The sequence below is a fragment of the Paenibacillus sp. BK720 genome, assembly GCF_011761545.1.
Taxonomy (GTDB): domain Bacteria; phylum Bacillota; class Bacilli; order Paenibacillales; family Paenibacillaceae; genus Pristimantibacillus.
Genome location: NZ_JAASRQ010000001.1, coordinates 906,694 through 927,599 on the forward strand (window position 1 = coordinate 906,694; position 20,906 = coordinate 927,599).

At 53.2% G+C, this 20,906-nt stretch carries 18 protein-coding genes; 16 read left to right on the forward strand and 2 right to left on the reverse strand.

The features are described from left to right. The first annotated feature begins 111 nt into the window (after window positions 1-111). The 5 genes from FHT67_RS03875 to FHT67_RS03895 all read left to right on the forward strand — a co-directional run bounded on the left by FHT67_RS03875 (window position 112) and on the right by FHT67_RS03895 (window position 4,538). Window positions 112-1,344: an MFS transporter gene (locus FHT67_RS03875; RefSeq protein WP_167195860.1), complete on the forward strand. Its 1,233-nt coding sequence runs from the start codon at window positions 112-114 to the stop codon at window positions 1,342-1,344. A 113-nt stretch (window positions 1,345-1,457) separates the two neighbouring features. Further along, the gene (locus FHT67_RS03880; RefSeq protein ID WP_167195864.1) at window positions 1,458-2,354 is read left to right on the forward strand and encodes a M14 family metallopeptidase; all 897 of its coding nucleotides are present in this window, start codon (window positions 1,458-1,460) and stop codon (window positions 2,352-2,354) included. Between the two features lie 74 nt (window positions 2,355-2,428). Beyond that, entirely contained in the window at window positions 2,429-2,665 is a 237-nt protein-coding gene (locus FHT67_RS03885) for a hypothetical protein (protein ID WP_132304114.1), read from the forward strand. A 61-nt stretch (window positions 2,666-2,726) separates the two neighbouring features. Further along, window positions 2,727-3,029, forward strand: coding sequence for an iron-sulfur cluster assembly accessory protein (locus FHT67_RS03890; protein WP_127496923.1), 303 nt, complete (start codon window positions 2,727-2,729; stop codon window positions 3,027-3,029). 84 nt (window positions 3,030-3,113) lie between these two features. Next, window positions 3,114-4,538: a PDZ domain-containing protein gene (locus tag FHT67_RS03895; RefSeq protein ID WP_167195867.1), complete on the forward strand. Its 1,425-nt coding sequence runs from the start codon at window positions 3,114-3,116 to the stop codon at window positions 4,536-4,538. Between the two features lie 75 nt (window positions 4,539-4,613). Here FHT67_RS03895 and FHT67_RS03900 read toward each other — a convergent pair whose 3' ends face one another. Then, window positions 4,614-6,686, reverse strand: coding sequence for an LTA synthase family protein (locus tag FHT67_RS03900; protein WP_167195870.1), 2,073 nt, complete (start codon window positions 6,684-6,686; stop codon window positions 4,614-4,616). A 21-nt stretch (window positions 6,687-6,707) separates the two neighbouring features. Then, entirely contained in the window at window positions 6,708-7,844 is a 1,137-nt protein-coding gene (locus FHT67_RS03905; protein ID WP_167195873.1) for a THUMP domain-containing class I SAM-dependent RNA methyltransferase, read from the reverse strand. A gap of 125 nt (window positions 7,845-7,969) precedes the next feature. On the opposite strand from FHT67_RS03905, the gene FHT67_RS03910 reads away from it, so the two are divergent. The 11 genes from FHT67_RS03910 (at window position 7,970) to FHT67_RS03960 (ending at window position 20,900) form a co-directional block, all read left to right on the forward strand. Then, the gene (locus tag FHT67_RS03910; RefSeq protein WP_132304122.1) at window positions 7,970-8,596 is read left to right on the forward strand and encodes an O-methyltransferase; all 627 of its coding nucleotides are present in this window, start codon (window positions 7,970-7,972) and stop codon (window positions 8,594-8,596) included. A 200-nt stretch (window positions 8,597-8,796) separates the two neighbouring features. After that, on the forward strand, window positions 8,797-9,327 hold the full coding sequence (locus FHT67_RS03915; RefSeq protein WP_132304124.1) for a type IV pilus modification PilV family protein: 531 nt from the start codon (window positions 8,797-8,799) through the stop codon (window positions 9,325-9,327). Then, on the forward strand, window positions 9,311-9,835 hold the full coding sequence (locus FHT67_RS03920) for a prepilin-type N-terminal cleavage/methylation domain-containing protein (RefSeq protein ID WP_167195876.1): 525 nt from the start codon (window positions 9,311-9,313) through the stop codon (window positions 9,833-9,835). Before FHT67_RS03915 ends, FHT67_RS03920 begins: the two co-directional genes overlap by 17 nt. Window positions 9,836-9,847: 12 nt before the next feature. Beyond that, window positions 9,848-11,608 carry a hypothetical protein gene (locus FHT67_RS03925; RefSeq protein ID WP_167195879.1) on the forward strand — a complete coding sequence of 587 codons (1,761 nt, stop codon included), beginning with the start codon at window positions 9,848-9,850 and terminating at the stop codon, window positions 11,606-11,608. Between the two features lie 616 nt (window positions 11,609-12,224). Further along, window positions 12,225-14,042, forward strand: coding sequence for a sensor histidine kinase (locus tag FHT67_RS03930; protein WP_132304130.1), 1,818 nt, complete (start codon window positions 12,225-12,227; stop codon window positions 14,040-14,042). Then, the gene (locus FHT67_RS03935; protein ID WP_167195882.1) at window positions 14,017-15,600 is read left to right on the forward strand and encodes a response regulator; all 1,584 of its coding nucleotides are present in this window, start codon (window positions 14,017-14,019) and stop codon (window positions 15,598-15,600) included. Before FHT67_RS03930 ends, FHT67_RS03935 begins: the two co-directional genes overlap by 26 nt. Window positions 15,601-15,702: 102 nt before the next feature. Next, on the forward strand, window positions 15,703-16,608 hold the full coding sequence (locus FHT67_RS03940; protein WP_132304134.1) for a carbohydrate ABC transporter permease: 906 nt from the start codon (window positions 15,703-15,705) through the stop codon (window positions 16,606-16,608). Between the two features lie 6 nt (window positions 16,609-16,614). Then, the gene (locus FHT67_RS03945) at window positions 16,615-17,454 is read left to right on the forward strand and encodes a carbohydrate ABC transporter permease (protein ID WP_481856032.1); all 840 of its coding nucleotides are present in this window, start codon (window positions 16,615-16,617) and stop codon (window positions 17,452-17,454) included. 125 nt (window positions 17,455-17,579) lie between these two features. Further along, the gene (locus tag FHT67_RS03950; protein WP_167195885.1) at window positions 17,580-18,950 is read left to right on the forward strand and encodes an ABC transporter substrate-binding protein; all 1,371 of its coding nucleotides are present in this window, start codon (window positions 17,580-17,582) and stop codon (window positions 18,948-18,950) included. A gap of 139 nt (window positions 18,951-19,089) precedes the next feature. Further along, entirely contained in the window at window positions 19,090-20,736 is a 1,647-nt protein-coding gene (locus FHT67_RS03955) for an MGH1-like glycoside hydrolase domain-containing protein (protein ID WP_167196854.1), read from the forward strand. 26 nt (window positions 20,737-20,762) lie between these two features. Continuing rightward, window positions 20,763-20,900, forward strand: a complete 138-nt coding sequence (locus tag FHT67_RS03960; protein ID WP_167195888.1) for a hypothetical protein — start codon at window positions 20,763-20,765, stop codon at window positions 20,898-20,900. The last annotated feature ends 6 nt before the right edge of the window (window positions 20,901-20,906 follow it).

Sequence of the window (20,906 nt, forward strand, 5' to 3'; positions counted from 1 at the left end):
GAGAACGGGCTGCTTTTTTATTGCCGAATTTTTGTTGACAAGGAAGCAAAATCGCGTTACGATGTTTTTGTTTCCAAGGAAGAAATAATACGCATGCCAAGGAGAATTCAAGTGACCATACACAAATCGAATCAAGCATCTAAACCAGAAGCAGCCGTAGACAAGCACGCCCTGCTATTCGGACTTGTATCCGTCTTTCTTTGCGGTTTAGGGTTTAGTATGATAACGCCGGTCGTTCCATTCTTAGTACAGCCTTACGCCAGCACGCCAGGCGAACAAGCGATTTATGTTACGCTTCTAACTTCCGTTTACGCCGTCTGCGTGTTTTTTGCGGCCCCCGTGCTGGGCGCTTTGAGCGACAAATACGGCCGTCGTCCGCTGCTCTTGCTATGTCTGCTCGGTTCCGCAATCGGATACTTCGTATTTGGTTTAGGCGGTGCCTTATGGGTGCTTTTTGCCGGGCGTATCATAGAAGGAATAACTGGCGGGAGCATCAGCACGATCTTCGCCTACTTTGCCGACATTATTCCTTCGGAACAGAGGACCAAATATTTCGGATGGGTGAGCGCGGTTGTAGGAGCCGGTACCGTAATTGGCCCGACGCTCGGCGGGTTGATGGCCAAGCTTGGCTATTCCGCCCCGATGTATTTCGGAGCCGGAATTACTTTGTTGAACGTGGCGTATGGATACCTGTTTATGCCGGAGAGTCTTAACAAGCATCATCGATTGGTACGGATTTCCTTTGTCAGATTGAATCCTTTTATGCAGCTTGCAAATCTGCTAAGCGTGAAAAACTTAAAGAGGCTGCTTGTCTCCGCTTTCTTGCTCTGGATCCCGAGCGGATCCTTGCAGGCCGTTTTTTCGCAATTCACGATGGATACCTTCAGCTGGAAGCCCGCCGTAATAGGACTCATGTTTTCCATTATGGGCATCCAGGATATCCTGTCGCAAGGTTTCATCATGCCGAGGCTTTTGAAGAAGCTTCATGATAAACAGATCGCTGTCCTCGGGATGGTCTCGGAGATGATCGGGTACGGTTTTATTGCAGCATCGGCATTATTCTCCTATTATCCTCTGCTTATCGCCGGCATGTTCATATTCGGTTTTGGCGATTCGATCTACGGCCCTTCCTTCAACGGGATGCTCTCCAAGTCCGTCGATGCCAGCGAGCAGGGAAGGATCCAGGGGGGCAGCCAATCGATTCAGGCTTTGGCAAGAGTGATCGGCCCGATCGCCGGAGGTCAAATCTATGTGACGTTTGGCCACGCCGCGCCTGCGTTTATGGGGATGCTTCTTATAGCAGCGGCAATACCCGTTCTATATCGGAGTACGCAGGCTGCATGACGATCTTTGCTTTGCTTGGATGATAAGCCCCGGCGTTGGCATGTGCACCCGTCCCCATGAATAGCATGATAAAAGATTACAGCCAATGTTCGATAACAAGGGGGAGTAGCGGCATGAAAGAGCTCGTAAACGGGCAATACGGGTACCGGGAAACGGTAGCGGATTGCGACAGACTGATGCGCACTTATCCTTTTGTCCGGGGATACGTTATAGGGCATAGCGTGCTGGGCAGACCCATAGTAGCGCTCAAATGCGGGGAGGGCGCACGCCGGGTCCATTTGAATGCTTCCTTCCATGCGAATGAATGGATTACGACTCCGCTGCTCATGCGGTTTGTTGAAGATTGGGCGGAGGCATGCGTGCAAAACGGCGCTCTGTTCGGGGAACAGGCCTGTGAGCTGTACCGGGAGACGGAAGCGTGGATCGTTCCGATGGTGAATCCCGACGGCGTTCAGCTAGCGCTCGATGGCATTGATGAGGCGAATCCGTTCCGGCAGCAGCTCTTGCTGTGGAATAAAGGCTCCGGGCAGTTCGATCAATGGAAGGCGAATATACGCGGAGTGGACCTGAATGACCAGTTTCCTGCCCACTGGGAGGAGGAGCGGCTTCGCAGAGGAACGGAGGGGCCGGGTCCCCGGGACTTTCCGGGGCCGTATCCGTTAAGCGAGCCTGAAGCCCAGGCACTTGCCCGTCTGACGCAAACGCTGCAATTCGACTCCGTGCTTGCCTTGCATACGCAAGGCGAGGAGATCTACTGGAATTACCGGGAATACGAGCCGGAGCACGCTGAAGGCCTTGCGGAACGTCTGGGCGAGGCAAGCGGCTACAAGCCGGTGAAGCTTACGGGCAGCGATGCCGGGTACAAGGACTGGTTCATCCAACGTTTTCGCAGGCCGGGCTTTACGGTTGAAGCGGGTTACGGCGCGAATCCGCTGCCTCCCGGGGAATTTAACGGCATCTATTCGAAGATCGGCCCCTTGCTGACCGAATTTTTGCGGCTGCACCGCTGACGAGACGCAAAGATGATTCCGGGGCACACCTGTGCTATAATGATCGGCAAAAGCTGATGAAGGTGGTGTGCCTCATGCGTAAATGGTTATCGCTTCGGCATTGGAAGAGCACATTTGTCCGAATATACAAGCTGATTATCTCGAGAGAGGTTTCCATAACCGACAAATTATTATTTCTGGTGCCGGTTATTCTCTATTGGGTGCTGCCCGACGCGCTGCCTTTTCTCCCCATAGACGATATTGCGGTGACGATGCTGCTCGCCGAATGGTTTGCCCGGAGAATGGAGAAGAAGTATAATAGGATCAGGTAATGTTAACCATTCGGTTGGCAGATGTTTACGAAATCAAATTCTTTTTTAGGAGTGGAATAGAATGAATGTCAAAATTACGCGCAACGCGGCAAAAGTACTGAAACTGGAATTGGACAAGCCCGAGAACGAAGGCAAGAAGCTTCGCGTATACGTAACGCATTCGCATGGGGACCATGCGCATTACGGCATGGCGATTGACGAGCCTAACGAGAAGGACGTTGTAGTATCGACGGATAAAGAGATCGACGTGATCCTCGAGAAGGACAACGAGTTCCTCGACGGCGTGCGTATTGATTACTTCTACGTGCCGGAAGAAGGCTTTGCGGTAACGAACCCGTCCAAAGGCAACAGCGGCGATCACTAAGAGCCGGCATAGATACGAATGGATTGGAAAGACTCAACATCAGATGTTGAGTCTTTTTATCAATTGAGGGGAAGGTACGTACAGATGGTTCGTCATGCTCGTTATTATTTGGCCGGAATCCTTGCAGTCATGCTGTTTATCTTCGCCGCAGAGCTGATCTGGCTTCCGGCCCCGCTGCGGACCTCCTCCGGCATGCTCTGGATCGATATGATCGACGATCTGCTGTACGGGCTTGCCGTTATCCCGTTGTTATGGGGCATCGGTGCGCTGATCGGGATCAGAAGGTTACGGGCGGAGCAGGGCCGATTAGGCGGGAGAAAAAGAAGAAGGCTGCTGCTTACCGTCCGCATGCTGCTTCTTGCGGTAAGCGCGGCGGGAGCAGCATTTCTGCTCGTAAAACCGGATGATCTCCTTATCGGGCTTGGCGTGCTCGCAATTGGCCTGATTCTGCTGTTCGTTGACCTGATCTGGAGTGATGCCGTATACCGAAGGCTTGCGGGAAAGGGAGAGAGTGTGAGATGGCCTTGGCGGAGCCTGGCTGGACTTGTCCTGACGGCTGCGCTGTTTGCAGGGCTGGCATTTCCTACGTCCTATAACGTCACTTATCCGGGTCTGACGATGGGCATGAACCGTTACGCGCATGTAGACGGAGGTAAGCCGGTAGGCAGCATCAGCGGCGTGCTTGTCTTTGAGCGTATTGCCGTGCCGGCGGATTGGCTGTATGCCAAGCTGCTGCCGATGTACAGCTTCGAAAAGAGGAGCAGGAATGAACCGCCGTTAACGGAATCTTACACCGAGGTAGTGCAGATGAAGCAAGGGGCCGATGACGTAGCGGGGGCTATCGCAATGGGCAAGGCGGGGATAGGCAAGGGAATTGAGCTAACCGGAGCCCGCGTGCTTGCCGTTGCGGACGACGCCCCGGCTAAATCCTTGATTAAGGCCGGCGATGTCATTATCGCGTTAAACGACAAACCAATCAGCAATATGGCCGAGCTAACGGATTATATGGTGAACCAGGTCAAGCCTGGCGACCAGGTTGAAGTAACGCTCCGGCGCGGCAAAGAAACGCTCGAGGTTCAGGTGCCGACGAGTGAAGGCGAGGCGTCGGGAGACTTGCCGAAGCGTGCCGTATTTGGCATCGGAGCGGAAAATGACTGGCATGCGGATATCCCGCGCCAGATTGCGTACCACCACTACATTGCGCATATCGGCGGACCTTCGCATGGCGCGATGCTGACGCTCGCGCTGTTGGATCAGCTGACGCCGGGCGGAGTCACGCATGGCGTGCGTGTAGCCGGTACTGGCACCATTGAGCCGGACGGCTCGATAGGCCTTGTTGGCGGCATCCCGCAGAAGGCTTACGCCGTCAGCCGCACCGATGCCGATGTGTTCTTCGTGCCGGCGGCATCGCTGGATGAAGCGAAGGAGGCGGCGCCGGGGCTTAACATCGTGCCGGTGAGAACCATTGACGAGGTGCTGGATTGGCTGAAGGCACACGCGAAGGAATAAGGAAAGGGCTGTCCCCACATGGTCTCCATTGACCCGAAGGAACAGCCCTTTGTCTTTGCTGCGTTTGCGACGGCGCTACTTGCCTGCGCCGTTTGTATTCACGGCGGTTGCCGCGCCGCCGTCCGCGCTTGCCTCGACGGCGGCTGCGCGGAAGGATGCGATCAAATCATGCTGCACGATTTGATCGGACATGGACAGCTCGGTGCGCGCGTCCTCCACCGCACCGAGGCATTTCTGCACATCGCCAAGCTTATTCGCGGCGATGTTCCAGCACTTGCCGTTGCCTGCCACGGCATCGCCGGAAGGCATATAATAGACGGTGCCGTCGGTGAAAGCACCGTTTCTTTGCACGACCAGCTTGCTTTGCGGCTGGCTGGTAATAAGCGGCTGACCAAGGAGCGTCATGTCAGCCGTCGAGATGCCAAGCAAATGCAGGATCGTTGGCGTGACATCAAGCTGTCCGCCTACGTTCGTATGCGTGCCGGCGTATTTGCCATCCGGCAGATGGACGATAAACGGCACCTGCTTAAGTATCATTTCCCGCTGCAGGTCGTTCAGATGCTGTCCAAGGAAGGTCTCGAATAGGCTCCAATCCCGGATCGAATTATCATGGTCTCCATAGAAAGCAACGATGGTGTTATTCCAAAGCCCTTCCGCCTTCAGGCGGTCGATAAAGGTACCGATGGAGTCATCCACGTAATGAACGGCCTGCAAATAATCGCCCATAATCGTGCCGTCCAGCTCGCCGACATTCAGCTTCCGCTCGGATACCGGCATCGTAAACGGATAATGGCTTGATAGCGTAATGAGGAACGAATAGAACGGCTGCTGCTCCTTCGCCATCAAATCCGCGGACTGCCGGAAGAACGAATTGTCGCCTAGCGACCAGCCTACGGGCTCGTCCATCTCGAAATTCTTTTTGCTATAGAACGTATCGTAGCCCATATTGGCGTACATCGTATTGCGGTTCCAGAAGCCGCCCTCGTAAGCATGGAAAGCGGCGGTTGCATAACCGTTGTCCTTAAGAGTACTTGTCATACAGTTGTACTGATGATTCGGGTACTGGATAAAGACGGAGCCGCTCATCATCGGCTGCAGCGAGCAGTTGCTCAGGAAATCGGCGTCCGAAGTCCTGCCTTGGGCCGTCTGGTGGTAAAACTGGCTGAAATACGCGCTCTCCTTCACCAGCTTATTCAGATTCGGCGTAATTTCCTGACCTCCGATCGATTTGCCGATCATAAAGTTCTGGAAAGCTTCCATCTGTACCACAATGACATTGCTGCCTTTGTATTCGCCAAACGTAGGATCCGATTCAAGCGATTGGCGCTTATCGCCGCGGGCTTCCGTCCACGCCATCGCCTCCGCCGTTTCTTCGGCGGAAGCCTGCTCGGAGTCGATCCAATGCAGCTTCGCATAGCGGTACACATCATAGCCATGGAAACCTACGATGCCCGTGACATTATACAGAGAGACATTCCACCAGTTGCCGTCGAAGAGGCCAAGCGCCCATGTTTTTTTCGCTTCGTTTACGTTGCCGATCGACATCGACATCCCGATTGCGAAGATCGCGGCGCTAATGGCTGCCCGAATGACCGCTTTACGCCAAAGCGGCGTTCTCCGCGGAGAGGAATAGCCGTATCCATAGCCATGGGAATCCCTGCGAAGATCCGAACGGCCTTTCCAGATGACATACACCCCAAACGGAATGATCAGCAGCCAATCTACCCCAAGCAGAAAGTCCTTCGCGTGCATTAACGTCCCGATGCTCTCGCCAAGCGAATCGACCTGATTCGCCTGCAGAAGCACGGGTACAGAGATAAAGTCCTGGAAGTACCGGTAGTAAATTACGTCGGCGTACATGATAAACGATAACAGCAGGTTCAGCGCAATCAGGGCGATAATCCGTCCGCGTGTCGGCAGCCAGAAAGTCCAGAAGGTGACAAGAGCCAGCGTGCCAATCGCAACAGCGGTATCATAGCCGTTCATATCCATATTCGGAACATGGATCAGCTTGTTGAACCACAGCTGCTTTAACAGCATGGCGATAAAAAAGAAGATAACGTCTGCGCCCTTGAGGCGGTTCAGCCATTCCAGCGTGAAGCGCATCAAGCGTCGCAAGGCGTTAGGTTGCTCGTTGTAACTTAACATAAACGCAAAAATTCCTTTCTCTTATTTCCGGGGAGGCAGCGGGCCGAAGAACTGGTAGTAGTTGCATTGAATACGGCCGTTAAAGAGCTTGCGCTTCTTATCCGCCGGCCTGCCGAAATAATGCTCGACGCTTGCGGAAGGGCTGATCGCAAAAAACGACCATGTCGGCAAATAAAGCGCGGACCGGCCAAATTGCATGAGTGCCATTTCCGCATCCTTGTCATCGCCCAACCGCTCGCCGTAAGGCGGGTTCGTAATAATGACGCCATAATCGCCTTCCGGCTTGATCTTGGCCAACGGCATAACCTTTAACTTAATTTCTTTGCCAAAACCTGCCTTTTTAACCGCGGCTTCCGCAATTTCTATGGCATAAGGGTCAATGTCGGACCCCGCGATTTGCAAAGGGATATCATCCTTCACGGCATCAAACGCTTCCTCCCGCGCTTCATCCCACAGCTCGTGAGGGACGAGAGGCCAGCCTTCCGCGTTAAACGAACGGCGAAGACCGGGAGCGATATTCCAGGCAATCATGGCCGCTTCCACGAGAATCGTGCCGGAGCCGCAGAACGGATCATACAGCGGACGCTCCGGATTCCAGCGGCTGAGGTCAACAAGAGCTGCGGCCATCGTCTCGCGGATGGGCGCTTCGGTCGATACTTTCCGGTAGCCGCGCTGATGGAGGCCAGCTCCCGTTGTATCAAGCGTCAGCATGGCCATATCGTTCATGAGCGTCACTTCAATGACATAACGGCCGCCGTCCTCGTGGAACCATTCGGTGCCGTAGCGGTCCTTCATTTTCTCGACTACGGCTTTCTTGACGATGCTTTGGCAGGCAGGAACGCTGGTCAACTGCGACTTCTGCGAACGTCCGTTAACGGGGAACTCTCCGTCTTCGGGAATCCATTCCGGCCAATCCAGCTCTTTCGTTCCTTCGAAAAGCTCTTCAAAGGTTGTCGCCTTGAACTCGCCCATATTGACGAGAATGCGTCCCGCGGAGCGAAGCCACAGATTCGTGCGGCAAATATCGATCGGCTGCCCGGTGAAACGGACGCGGCCGTTCTCCACCTGAAGGTCTGTGTAGCCGAGAGTTTTCAGCTCGCGCGCAACGACCGCTTCCAGTCCCATCGGCGCGGTAGCGATAAGATTAATCGTTGTCATGATTACAATTCTCCCCTTACCTGTGAAAACATCAGTTGTATCCACACGGTCAAAATCATACAATCAAGTATAGGACAAAGAGGGTAGCTTTTACAAATTGTAAAAATAGAGAGGTTGAGAGTAAATTGACAGACGAACAATATGTGGACGGGCTATATGGCGAAGACCAAGACCTAGTCCGCACGAAAAAAGGGATCGCCGAGCGCGGCATGCCCGATATATCGATAGCTGACGGATACGGCAGGCTTCTGACGATGCTCGCCAAGATGAATGGGGCGAAGACGGCGCTGGAGATCGGCGCGCTTGGCGGCTACAGCGGGATCTGCATTGCTCGGGGGCTTGCCGAGGGAGGATTGCTTACTTCATTAGAGCTGAAGGCGGAATATGCGGAAGTGGCCAAGGCGCATATGGCGGAAGCGGGGCTTGGCGACGCCGTTGAATACATAATCGGGGATGCCCGCGAAAGCCTTGCGAAGCTGAAGGAAGAGGGCAGAACCTTCGATTTCTTCTTTATTGATGCGGACAAGGAAGGGTACCCGGTATATCTGGAGCATGCGATTGCGCTCTCCAATCCGGGTGCGGTTATTATCGGCGATAACATCCTGCTGCGGGGACGCACAACGGACCCGGCCAAGGAAGGTCCGTCCGTCAAAGCCGTCCGAAGCTTCAATCAGCGGATTGCAAGCGACGAACGGCTGATGAGCACCGTTCTCCCGGGATATGACGGTCTTGCGATTGCGATCGTAAAATAAAGCAGGCGACAGTGAAGAGCAATGATGCCTCCCGGCATCGTTGCTCTTTTTTATTTGATCGATTCTAGTTCTTCTGGCTTATTTCGTTTGCGGAAAATCTATGAAAATAGAACCACTATACATGGTAAAAAAAGCTAGATTATAGTAAAATGGAAATAGTTTTTTCGGAAAAATGAAGGTAGATCGTAGGTGCTAATGACATGAAATGGATTCGGAATGGCAACAAGGAATCCGGATTAACCTTGGTGGAGGTGCTGGCTGCCCTTGTTATTTTATCGGTTGTCAGCCTGATGCTGACCTCCTTCTTCACGAATGCGCTTACCTATGCGAAAGGCAACCAGAGCAAGACGGTTATGGTCAATCTGGCCCGCAACGCGTTGTTCTATATGGAGAAGCAGCGCTATGAGCCTATCCAGACCTATTTCTCGAACACCTCAAATACGGCTATCGGCTGTCCGCTAACCGGATGCGATGCCGCTGTTGGTCGGTTGGCCGAAGATTCGGCTGTCTTGCAGCAAATTCTAAATCCCAATATTAACGGCGTGCAGTATACCATCTCCGTTATCTACCAGAGAGAAATGCATGACGGGATGCTTCACGATTCGGATAAGAAAAACATGGCAGAGGAGCTGCTGCCCGTGCTAGTCCGGGTAGAGAAGGCGAACGGCTCTGCCAGCGCGCGTAACGCGGCGGAAGTGGAGGGATATATCGCCAGTGAGAGAGTTCGTTAAAAAGTGGCGGAACGAGGAGCAGGGGCTGACGCTGGTGGAGCTGATAGCAGCCATGACGCTGCTGTCGATCGCCGCAGGCATTATTTTTTCCGTCGTGACGTTTGGCATGAATACCTATAACCGGGTCGAAACGGAGAATGCTCTGCGGGATGATGCGGATCTGTTGATGTCCTCCATTATTACGGAGCTGTATTCGTACGGGCCGGAATTGATTTCGAAGAATGCGAACGGCATTACGCTGGTGCGGGATGCAGGCACGAGAGAAGAACGGCAGATTATTATTCGGAATAATCAGCTTCATATCGGCGACAGAACGGTGGATACCCGATCGGTTGTGGATATGCCGAGTGAGACAAATCCAACCTCTGAAGCTTCATCCATAGAGCTTAGATGCAAAACGAATGTAACGGAATGCAGCAACGGTCTCATTGAGATCCGGCTGGTGCTTGAGCAGAATCATAACGGGCGGAATCAGCAGCTGACTCTGGAAAGCAAATTCGGGTTTTAGGGGGAAGGGTGCATGGGAAGCGAGAAAGAGCGCGGTTACGCTCTGGTATTGGTTCTGTTTATGATTTTGCTGCTGACCATTCTGGGTACGGCGGTTGTCAGTTCGACGCTAGGCGGAGCAACGCGGGCAGAGACAAGGGAAAATGACGTGCAAAGCCTTCATCTGGCGGAAAAGACATTAAATGAAGCAGCTTCGTTTCTCGTCACCAAATATAATGGCAGGGAAGATATCGCGCCGGAGGAGCTCTCGCAGCTGATGCAGGCGGGTATCGATGAACTGCAGCGGCTCACGACCAGCACCGACCTGCCGGGAGCCAGCGGAAGAATTACGGATGTAACAACGGAGCAGGTGAGCGTTGGCGAGCAAACCAGCTACAAGCTGAACCTGACAGCGGAAGCGGTGGTTAACGGCGTAACAAGGCGGCTGACCCAGCAGGTTACGATAGGGGCTTACCCGGATTTCCTGAATTACGCCTTTGGCTCGGAGAATAATGTCATTATAAACGGCGCTGCTTACGGAATGGGCAATATCTATGCCGGTCGCGACTTTCTTATCGATAACACCGCGAAATACATATATAACAATGACCCCAATAAAACAAAGGATACGAAATATCCGTTTTTTAACGGCAATATCTTGATCCAGAATATGGACTCGATTAAAGTGCTGGACAAAATCACGGGCAACTATCAGCCTTATTCCCGAACGGACCTGACTTTGCAACAGATTCTTGGAGTGGATAACAGCAAAATTCAGCTTCGCGACCAGAAGAAATTTATTTCGATTAACGTTGCGGAATCCTTTATCGATAAGGCTGAGGAAGCAACCAACGTGGACCGCAACAGCATAAAGGCGGCTGTCGATTATGCATTGGCGCATAGCGGAGAAGAGGGCAGGTTTAATAATCTGGCGGCTGTTCTGAAGAATGGCAGCGGCGTAACGGCGACCTCCGGTCCTCCGGCAAAGCCAACCTTGCCTACGGATTTGGACGATACGGCAGCGATGGATGCTTATAATGAAGCTCTGAAGGAATACGATGCTTATTTTGTTCAATTCAATTCCTTTACGAACACGGTTCTCTTTAATGGGGACTTAAAGCTGGATGGCTTGGATTACAAGAGCTTGATTTTCACGGATTCCGCCAAGCAGGACAATCATAAATGGCTGATCGTAAACGGGGATCTGACGATTTCGAATTATTCCAGTGATCCGCTGGTGGTCAAAGCCAATATTCTGGTGACGGGCAATGTCTTTATCAGCGATAGCGTTAAAGTGGATTCAACCATCTTTACGCTCGGGAGCACGACCATCGAAGACGCCCAAATCAAGGGTGTTCAAACCGAAAAAGGGGAACGCAAGCAGCTGATCATGATCTCGAAAGGGCCGGTTTTGGTTAACAAGGTTGACTCCTTCAACAATGATTACGGCACGTATAACCCCGAATCTAATCCTAATATTCTGGATGCTTTCTTTTATACGGATGAAGACGCGGAGCTGTATGGGGTGGGTTCCATTTTTTGGCTGCGGGGAGGTTTCTTCTCGAAGGGAGATTTGACGATCAATGCCGTGCTTGGCAAAGCCACTGACGGAGGTTCGGATATTATCTTTGATGCCAGGCTGCAAAACACCATTCCCTTTAACGAATCGCGATTTATTATCAACTACGATTATGATTTCTTCGAGAATCAATATGAAGGCTTGCCCCGCGTCAAGAAGCTAAGCGTTATCGTGGGAAAAAAGCAGCTGCTATTCTCTCCTGTCTTGAAAAAATAAAGTATTAGACTGTAAATTATAAAGTTGTAGACTGCGGGTGTCATTCTAAGGGAAATGTTAGTTGAGAATAAATGGCAGCTGATCAGGATGATCAGTTGCCATTTTTGTTAAAGTAGCGGGCAGAATTACGTAGGATATTATAGTGGCCTTGTCGAGAAAAATCTGTGTCACGGTAATAAGATTCGCCCTTTAGTTGATAGTGCCCCTACCTTCAGGCGTATTTGTGAACCTATTGCAGAAGCGCAGCATAGTGTCTGGCTAACGTTTCATTCCTTCAAAGTTTTCTAGTGATTCAACGGAAACGTTAGCTGAATGACACCAGCGGCGGTCTAAGACTTTATTACTCAGTCTTGGTCCGCCGCTGTTTGATTTTTTGCGCCAGTCTAATACTTAATTGTTGAAAGCTAACTATTTATGACCCCCTAAGCCCCGTTAAATCAAATCGATCAGACTCAAACTCTATTTTCACTGGACGCAAAGCGATCGGTATAGCTTTTCATGCAAAAACGCGCTTACAATAAGGGACACAGGCAGATCTGCCACGACAATAATCTTCATCATTAGCAGTTGCAGCCAATAGTCTCGTATTCGCTGTACCGATAAGGGAGTGTCTCGTATGCTGTATTCGCTCAAAAGCCGCCTGATTATCGCATTCGTGCTGCTGTTCGTGCTGTCCTTCGGAGTCATGACGCTTCTGCTCTTCAAAGAATCGCGCGCCATCATTCGCTCTTATGTTGAATCGTCTGCATTGGAAAAAATGGACGAGTACGGCTCGTTTATCGATATGGCGCAGTCGCAAATGTACGATTTCTCGTCACTCGTCTTCAACAGCGATTTGACCCATCGCTGGGAGCTTGCGAGTACGGACCCCAACCTGTCGCCCGGGGAGAAAAGTCTGGCGAACATCACGTTCAGCCGTTTCCTGACCCAGACGACGAACAATTATTCGATCGTCTCCTCCGTATTCATCTATCGGGAGGACGGTCTTCGAATTGGGATGAACAACGAAGTCGCGTTCGATCCCTCATTCAAAGAAGAGGCGTGGTACCGGGATTTCAAAGAGCGAAGCGTCCGATGGGTACCTGCGCACCTGGACCCCTACTCGCAGCAATACTACAATAAGCCGGTCATCAGCCTGCTGATGCCGATCGGCCAATTCGAGCCTGCATTGGCCAAGACCGTGATGAAGGTCAACATCAGCTCGGCGTATTTGCTCGATCCGCTTAACCGCATCCATCTCGGGGAGAGCGGAACCATCTTCCTGCTGAATGAACTGCTTGGTCCAATGCTGTCCCAGACGGAATACGGGCAGCATGCCGATAAGACGGCACTTATCGAGAAGCTGAGCGGCGGGCGGCAGAAGCAAGGCGTAGAGTATACCTCCGGCCATGCGAAAGGCGACGATATTGTGGTGTACAAAAAGCTGGGGCGCACCGACTGGATGCTGGTTGGCTTCGTAAGCGAAGAGGATTTGTATGGGAAATTGTATACGCTGCGCGACAGCATTGTCACATTCGCTATTTTACTGTTTCTTGTATCCGTTTTCATTGCGATATGGTTATCGCACGGCATTACGAGGCCGCTCACGCGCTTGGTCTTGGCGATGCGTCATGTGCAGCGGGGCGATTTCGCAGGCGCGGAGGAACGGATTCCAACCGTGCGCAGCGTCAGAAGCGAAGTGAGTTTCGTGACGATGACGTTTCGCAAAATGGTCGGCCAGCTTCGCAGCCATATCCAGACCGAGTTCGAGCTCAAGCTGCTTCGCCAGCAGGCGGAGTATAAGGCGCTGCTAATGCAGATCAATCCTCATTTTCTGTTCAATACGCTGGAACTAATGAGCTCTCTTGCCATGCAGAAGCGGACGGACGATACGGTCGACGTGATAGAGTCCCTGGGCAAGATGCTTCGCTTCTCGCTGCGGATCAGCGACGACGTGATCAGGCTTAAGGAAGAGCTGAACTATGTGCGGGACTACTTGTCGATTCTTGAAGTCCGTTTCGGCGATAAGCTGCATGTCACGATGGAAGCCGATGAAGGATTGGAGAAAGTAATGATCATCAAGTTCATCCTCCAGCCTCTGATCGAGAATGCGGTTAAATATAGTTTTCGGCAATCGCCTAACGCCATCGTCCGTATCCGGATCAGTCGACGTAACGGCCAGCTCCGGTTATCCGTCTCGGACAACGGTCCGGGTATGCCTGAGGAGCTGCTTGTCAAATTGAAGGACCAGTCAGCCAGCGTGCAGCTGGATCAGATGCTGACCAGCCGCAGCCGGGAGATTGGACTAGGAAACGTGCTTGCTCGCTGCAGGCTGTACTACGGAGAGCTTTTTGATTTGCACATCGAGTCGGTGCCGGGCGAAGGCACGGTCATTGAACTCCTATTACCGATCCGGGAGGAGCATGCGCATGTACCGAGTATTGATCGTGGATGACGAACCGGAAATCCGGCAGGGCTTAAAGCTTAAAGTCCATTGGGAGAAGCTGGGCCTTACGATTGCGGGGGAAGCGGGAAACGGCGCCGAAGCGATGGCGATGCTGGCGGAAAAGGCGTTCGATATCGTGATTACGGATATGAATATGCCGCTCATGAACGGCGTTTCCCTTCTCGAGGCTTGCGAGAAACGTTATCCGGAGCTTCGGCTGCTCGTCATTACAGGCTATGAGGATATTCAATACGCGAAAGCTGCCGTACGCCATCAAGCCCGGGATTTTATGCTTAAGCCGGTAGCCCGGGATGAATTAAGCGAGGCACTGACGCGGCTGCGCAAGGAGCTTGACGACGATCGGACCGAGAAGAACGAGGCTTCGGCTATGCAATGGCGATTGTCGCAATATTACAAAGAGATGAAGGAGCAATACATCGTCCAGCTCGTCAAAGAGAATTTCGCCCATGAACGCGAACGGCTCGAGCGAGCCAAGCTGTTCCAGCTAGGTGAATGGGACGCTTGCCCAGTCCGATTCCTGACGGTCGGACTTCGGCCGCTTGCTTACAACGACAATCAGCCAGCCCAAGACCGGTCACCGGATCAGATGCATCTGCCGTTTGAGCTGGTCTGCCGCGAAAGCTTGAGCGCATACGGCGAATCCGCCAACATGTTCCGCGATTCAAGCTACCCGGGATTGGTCCATATCGTCTCTATCCTGGATGACAAAGAACTCGCGTTATTAACCGAATCGCTAAAGAGGAATATAACGGCTTACATCGGCATGGAGCCGTTCATTGGCATCGGTCATTCCGTAAGGAGCCTCAAACAATGGAGCGAAGGCTACATGTCCTCGCTGCTGACGTGGAATCTGGCCGACCGGGGAATGCAGGATTCGGCGCGAGGCGCGGCGGAAGGACAAGCTGCGCTGTCCGAGGATACGGTGAAAGTGCTGCGCAGCTTCGTCCAGCGAGGCGCAATCGCGTCCTTCGAGCGTACGTTAAGACGCGAGCTGGAAGAAGCGTTCCAGATCTCCCGGTCACGGTTCACAAAAGTGATCTTTCAGCTGTATCTCATGCTTGAAGCGCTTGCCCATGCTGCCCGTGCCGCATTGGAAAGCGGCGAGCAGCTGTGGCTTCGTCCCGAGAAGGTACTGGGCCTTGACTCGGTGGCCAAAGCAAGCGGCTTCCTCATGCCGATCGCTATTCGCATAGCGGATCGCCATACGTCCGAGGAGCGGGGGGAGTCCTCGCTCATTGAAGCCGTAAGGCAATTTATCGACGAAAACTATATGATCGACTTGCATTTATCGATGATCGCCGAACGTTTCAACTATCACCCTTCGTACTTCTCCGAGCTGTTCAAGGCGAAGGCAGGCAAGACGTTCATTCAATACGTAACCGACGTTCGAATGAAGCAGGCCACCAGACTGCTGGAGGAGACGGAACTGAGTCTGTGGGACATTGCGGAGCTGACCGGATTCTCGAATGCCAGCTACTTCAGCTCCAAGTTCAAACGGGTATATGGGCTGAGCCCTTCGGAGTATCGGCAGAAGCGACCTGAATAAATTGAAAACGAGATGCCGAAGAAATCGAATTCCGGTCATGCGCATGGGGCGGTATGCTTAACCCATACCACAACCGCTTATGAGAAAAGGAGGCGCGATGCCATGCGCAAGCCGCCGGGAGCTTCGGACAACCTGACCGCATATACCTTCTTGCTGCCTTGGCTGTTCGGCTTTTTTTGCCTGACGCTTGGTCCGATGCTAGGTTCCTTGTACCTGTCGATGACCAAATTCAATCTGCTTAGTCCGCCTGACTGGATCGGTCTCAGCAACTATGCCGCCATCTTTACCGAGGACAGCACGTTTACCAGATCGCTTACCGTTACGTTCACTTATGTCTTCCTGTCGGTGCCGCTGCGGCTGATCTTCGCCTTGCTTGTCGCCATGGCGCTGAACAAAGGCATTCGCGCGCTGGGCATCTACCGGACCGTTTATTATTTGCCCTCACTGCTGGGAGGCAGCGTCGCGATTGCGATCGTGTGGCGACAGCTGTTCGAAGGGACAGGGGTAGTCAATCAACTGCTCGCCCGCATCGGCATTGAGGGTCCGTCCTGGATTTCCCATCCCGACTATGTCGTCTATACGATTGTGACGCTGTCCGTCTGGCAATTCGGATCGGCGATGGTTATCTTCCTGGCTGGACTCAAGCAAATACCTGCCGATTTGTACGAGGCTTCCCAGGTGGACGGAGCCGGTAAGCTGCGGCAATTTTTCCGGATTACGCTGCCGTTGCTGTCGCCGGTCATTTTCTTCAACCTGATCATGAGCATTATCAACTCCTTCCAGGCGTTTACGCCGGCCTTCATGATTGGAGACGGGCGTGGAGGACCGCTCGATGCGACGATGTTCTACACACTGTATCTGTATTTGAAAGGCTTCTCGTATTTCGATATGGGTTACGCCTCCGCGCTTGCCTGGATTATGCTTCTCATCATTGCCATCTTCACGGCCATCGTGTTCGTCACCTCGAAGTATTGGGTGTTCTACGGCGACGGCAAGGAAGGGAGGTAGACAAGCATGACGATGCGGCATAACCTGTCTCGTCTCGCCAGACATCTCATCATCATCCTAATCGGCATAGGCATGCTCTATCCGGTGCTGTGGCTGGTCGCGAGCTCGTTCAAACCGAATACGATGATTTTCACGAACACAAGCCTCTGGCCGGCAGCATTCACGCTCGACAATTACGTCAACGGCTGGCGCGGACTCAATGGCGTATCCTTCAGCAAGTTCTTCATGAACTCGGCGCTCATCTCGGTTATGAGCGTGCTGGGCAATGTGCTCACCTGTTCGCTGGCGGCATTTGCCTTCGGACGACTTGAGTTCCGGATGAAAAAAGTATGGTTCGCCTTGATGCTCGTCACGATCATGCTGCCTTATCACGTGACGCTCGTACCGCAGTATATGATCTACAACGAGTTCCAGTGGATCAATACGTATTTCCCGCTGATCCTGCCTAAATGGCTGGCCCATGACTCGTTCTTCATCCTGCTCATGGTACAGTTCATCCGCGGCATCCCGCGCGAGCTCGACGAGAGCGCACGGATCGACGGCTGCAGCCAGCGGCAAATTTATTGGCGCATCATTCTGCCGCTCCTCGTACCCGCGCTCATTACGACGGCGATCTTTACGTTCATCTGGTCGTGGGACGATTTCTTCAGTCAAATGATTTACTTGAGCGATATCCGCCTGTTCACGGTACAGCTCGGCATCCGTTCCTTGTTCGATCCGTCCGGGCAATCCGATTGGGGGGCACTGCTGGCGATGTCGGCCTTGTCGCTCCTGCCGATCACGGCCATTTTCCTCCTGTTCCAGCGGTATTTCCTCGAGGGGATTGCGACGACCGGCTTAAAGTAAGACCCACCTGAAAAAATCGATAGCGAAGAGCCGAAGGACTCTCATTCTCGCGTAACGGGACTTCAGCTACGATGGAATTGCAAGCGGTTAACACTAAGACGTTCTAATAAGGGGAGTGCAGCGATATGAAAAAATCGATGTTAGCATTGACGCTTACGGCGCTAATGACCGTAATGGCCGCTTGTTCGGGAACAAGCGGCGGACCTTCAGCAGGGGGAGAGTCGTCGAATAACGGTTCCTCCAATCAAGGGGTGACGAACACAACGCAGCCGGCCGAGGGAGGGGAGGCATCAGGCGAGCAGGTCGAGCTTCGCGTCATGTGGTGGGGCGATCAAGCCCGTGCCGACCGGACGAACGAGGCGCTGAAAATCTTCATGGAGAAAAACCCCGATATTAAGGTTATTGGCGAATTTGCGCCAAGCTCCGGTTATTTCGATAAGCTTAACACGCAGCTGGCTTCCGGAACGGCACCGGATGTTTTCTTCCTTGGCGGGAATGTAGTCGACTATGCGAAAAAAGGCGTCCTGCTTGATCTCAGCCCATATATCGACAAGGAGCTCAACCTGAAGGATATGGACAAAGCAATGATTGAATACGGCACGCTGGACGGCAAGCTGCAGCATATCTCGGCCGGCGCCAATGCGAGGGGCATTCTGATTAATACAACGATGTTCGAGAAAGCGGGCATTCCGGTTCCGCAGGACGGCTGGACGTGGGACGACTATGCGGCGATCAGCAAGCAGATCTCCGATAAACTCGGCAAAGGCTTTTACGGCACCTATAACTTCACCGTGGATGGCTTCGATATTTATCTGAAGCAAAATGGCAAGCAGCTGTACGATATGGCGAACAATCAGCTTGGCTTCGCGGAAGCGGATATCCGGCCATGGTTTGATTACTGGCAGAAGACCTCCGAGGCAGGCGGCGTCGTAACGCCGGAGCTCCAAGTGTCGAATCCGCCAACCGATACGGGCAAATCGCTCTTGCTTACGGGCAAGGTGGCCATGACGCTTGCCGCGTCCAACCAGTTAACCGCCATGCAAGGACTGACGCAGGATAAGCTGACGCTTGTGCAGGTGCCGCGCGGCCCGAAAGGAACCGGCGTCGTGTTTGAATCGAGCCAGGGGATGTCCGGCTATGCCAAAACCGAGCATCCCGCCGAAGCTGCTCGTCTCATGAGTTTCTGGATCAATGATCCGGATGCGGCGAAAATCCTGGGCAATGACCGCGGCGTGCCGGTCACGGCCGCCAACCGCACGCTGCTCGAAGGCGAAGCAAACGAAATCGACAGCCTCATTTACGATTACACGAGCCGCGTCTCCAAACAAGCGGAGACCGAGCCTTTTGCCGTCAGCTACAACCTGCCGGGCTTCTCAGAGTTCTCGAAGCTAGCCGAGACCACCGTGCAGGAAATCGGCTTTGGCCGGAAAAAAGTCGAGCAAGCCGTAACCGACTTCTACAGCGGAACGGTGAAGATATTCGACAGCAACAAGTAAGGGGTTACTGCGCTGACTGGCGAACCAACCGTCGCTTAGCGTTGGCTAGAAAGGCAGGCTGAGGGCCTGCCTTTTGATTTTGAAGGCGTGCGCTTTGATTCCCTCCCATGGAAGGGTGAAGGAGGTTAACCTTTATATGATGAAAGAACATTTGCTAGACAGACTCCGCAGTTTGGATGCGGCTAGCAGAATCGGCGAATTTAAGAAAGAATCCGACGCCGCGGTGCTGGCGGAGTGGGAGAGCTCCGGAGTCCGGTTCGCGTCCACGGGCCGTCTGGAGACGGTCTACTATAACGCGCTAAGCAAACTGCTGGACTGCATCGTGCCAACAGGCGGTCCTATGCCAATTCTGCATGAAGGCGGCATTTATCTCGGCTGTTGGATGGAGAGCACGGGCACCATTAACGCGGAGCTGCTGTCCCGCTTCATACCATCGGTGTCGGAATCGACTTATCGCGCATTTGCAACGCACCAGCGCGAGGACGGGCTGATGCCGTACAAAATCACCGCTGACGGACCGGTATTCCGCCAAATCCAGATGGTTACGCCGCTGGCCCGCTGCGTATGGAACCATGCCGCGCTTCATGGCCAAGACGGGGATTTCTTGCCTGCGATGTACGCGGCCATGAGCCGTCATGACCAGTGGCTTGCCGAGCATCGGGATACGCGAGGGACGGGAGCCGTCGAGGCATTTTGCACATTCGATACCGGTCATGATCTGTCTCCGCGTTTCTGGCATGTGCCGGACACGCCGCATCTCGGTTTCCCGGCAAAAGTATACCCGGACTCGCCGATTCTTCCCTTCATCGCGCCGGATTTGACCGCGAATGTCTACTGTCAGCGTACCTATTTAGGCAAAATAGCCGAAGTGCTCGGCGGCAGCGGAGCGGAATGGAGGGAGAAGGCGGAGCGAAGCCTTCAAAGTCTGTATGCGCAATGCTTCGACGAGGAGGACTACTTCTTCTACGACAGAGACCGTCAAGGCCGTTTCGTCCGCGTCCAATCTGACGTATTGTTGCGCGTCATGGCCTGCGAGGTAGGCGACAGGGCGTTCTTTGACGCGATGCTGGAGCGGTATTTGCTGAATACGCGCAAGTTTTTTGCCAAATATCCGTTCACCTCGATGGCGATGGACGACCCGCGGTTTGACCCCTTCTCGAGCTATAACAGCTGGGGAGGCCCGACCAATTTCTTGAGCCTGATCCGCGCTCCGCACGCCTTCGAACATCATGGCCGACATGTGGAGCTTACGTGGGTGATGTACCCGATTCTGGCCGCGATAGCGAATATGAAGCGCTTCGGGCAATGCCTCAGTCCTTGGACGGGGGAAGAGGGTTTTACGGAATCGTATTCGCCTGCCATTCTGTGCGTGCTTGATTACGTGGAGCGGCTGTGCGGCATTATGCCAACGCCGGAGGGGGAGCTGTGGTTCAGCGGTCTGGTGCCGTACGACTTCGACCACGGCGAGGAGATCGCCCATCATACCGCATACTCGCGCACCGTTGACGGAATAACCTTTGAGCTGGTCAACCTGCCGGAAGAAAGCGAAATTCTGAAAGACGGGAAAAGCATGGCAAGATTCCCTGCGGGCGTAAGGATTATTACAGATCGCAAGGGCTTGCTGAAAGGAGTGCTTGGGTTAAGCGCGCGGACAGTCGAAGGAACGCTTTTCTACAGGGGCATGGAGTTGCCGTTTATTGTCAAGGGAAACGAACTGCTTGCCTTCGATGATGGGGTGATGCGGAAGAAGCGTGACATCGGGTTGATTTTTCCGACCTATTGTTGACGAATATTCGTGAAGAAATTGATATTATGCGTAGTAAAATCGATATTCAGATCCGAGACCCGTACGTACTGCCGCTTGAACGCAACGGGGAACAGTTGTTTTACTTGTTCGGCAGCACCGATGCGAATATAGGGGCAAAGGAACCGGCTTCGATGCGTATGTAAGCCGGG